The 1,254-nt window shown below is 47.0% G+C and carries 1 protein-coding gene; it reads right to left on the bottom strand.

The genetic code is table 11. The features are described 5' to 3' along the window. Positions 1–31: 31 nt before the first annotated feature. Positions 32–1,185 (bottom strand): IS3 family transposase gene (locus DG046_RS09570; RefSeq protein ID WP_108832262.1). Its coding sequence is split into 2 segments (ribosomal slippage): positions 32–901 and positions 904–1,185, totalling 1,152 coding nucleotides; the frame shifts between segments, so codons are not numbered across the junction. Between the last annotated feature and the right edge of the window lie 69 nt (positions 1,186–1,254).

Below are 1,254 nucleotides of genomic sequence, written 5' to 3'. Positions count from 1 at the left end.
TGGAATGGCAACACTTTTTTGGACACTTTTCTTAAGGTGTCAACTGTAAACTGCCTTTGTCTTCCGCTGCTTTCTTTGCCCTGTATGCGAGCGGGGTCATGTTTTCAAGGCTTGTGTGCACGCGGTCGTTGTTCCACCACTGCACATAGTCGCTGAGTTTTTCCCTTAACTCGTTAAGGCTTTGAAAGGTTTCTCTCTCTAAAAACTCGGTTTTGAAACTTTTAAATATGTTTTCTGCCACGGCGTTGTCGTATGGATTGCCGGGTCGGCTTAGGGATCGTTTGATGCCGTTCGCTTTTAAGATGGCACAAATGGTGTTGTTATCGAATTCTTTGCCTCGATCGGTGTGAAAGTATTGGACGGCGTCGAGGGGGTAGGGGATGGCGTTAAATGCTTCCTGAATCAGGGCGGCGTCGCGACGAAGGCCGCAGGAGTAGCCGATGACCTCCCGATTGAAAAGATCAGTAATGGCACAAACGTAGGCCCATCGCTGGTTGATGCGCACATAGGTCAGATCGGAAACGATGACTTCCAGTGGCTTGCGATGACTGAATTCTCGGTTGAGAACGTTGCGTACTTTCTCTTCATTTTTCCTGGTCGGGTGGTGTCTGTATTTTGCTTTGGTGTAGACGGATACCAAGTGAAGCTTCTTCATGATGGCGCGAATTCGTCGCCTGGAGGCGACGATGTTTTCTGCTTCTAACTTACTTTTTATCCTGCGCGCGCCATAGACATTGTGACTTGCGCGAAAAATGGAACGAACCTTGATCTCCAGCTCGATGGTCTCATCGGAAAGAGGCTTCGGCCGGTAATAGTAAGCGGAACGGCTGATGCCTAACACTCTGCAAAGCGCTGATACCGGGTATTTGTGCTTTAAACGATCGATGACGTATCGTTTTTCTCCGCAAGTATCAGCGCGGCCTGCTTTAAAATATCATTCTCCATCTTGAGTCGTTGGATCTCTTTACGCAAAGCAATCATTTCCTGATCCGATTCACTCAACGAAACAGTCTCTTTGAAGGTACCGGTGGTGCGGAATTGACTAACCCAGCGGTCAAAAGCTGAAGGGGTTAACGAATATTTCTGAATGATTTCTTGCCGACTCATGCCCTCCTCGTATAGGTCCACCACGTGCTGCTTAAATTCATCCGTAAAGTTTCTTCTTTTTCTAGGTGCTTTATCCATGTGATCCTCCTTGTTGATCATAAGATACCACACCTTAAGGAAACTGTCCTAATTATTGTAACCTATCCA

The sequence above is a fragment of the Aedoeadaptatus coli genome, assembly GCF_900343085.1.
Classification (GTDB): domain Bacteria; phylum Bacillota; class Clostridia; order Tissierellales; family Peptoniphilaceae; genus Aedoeadaptatus; species Aedoeadaptatus coli.
This window is presented reverse-complemented; position numbering and strand designations above follow the sequence as displayed.